The organism is Paracraurococcus ruber (assembly GCF_004353985.1).
Lineage (GTDB): Bacteria > Pseudomonadota > Alphaproteobacteria > Acetobacterales > Acetobacteraceae > Paracraurococcus > Paracraurococcus ruber.
The window spans coordinates 1-285 of sequence record NZ_SMOA01000751.1; the positions used below are offsets into that span (position 1 = coordinate 1).

Annotated in this window: 1 protein-coding gene; it reads left to right on the top strand. The window is 37.5% G+C overall.

Annotated features, from left to right (window positions below):
- On the top strand, positions 1–280 hold a 280-nt coding region (locus tag E2C05_RS32605), incomplete at its 5' end, for a T9SS type A sorting domain-containing protein (protein ID WP_133223693.1).
- Positions 281–285: the final 5 nt, after the last annotated feature.

Consider the following 285-nt stretch of genomic DNA (forward strand, 5'->3'; position numbering starts at 1 on the left):
CCCTTCTGATAAAGAAAGTAAGATGTTTAGTATTTATCCAAACCCCGCCAATGGTGATCAATTGAAATTAGAATCACGGAACCTTGAAGCTCTTAGAGAGGATGGAATTCGCGTGAAGCTAATTCTTCCCAATGGGGTCATTCAGGATATATCTGGGGTAAATATAAACTTACTCTCCGAAAACATCCTGCGAAATATGAAAATCGCTTCAAAAGGGATGTATATTCTGGTAATAGCATTGGGAGGGGAAATAGAGTATCACAAAATTATTTATAGGTAGCTTCA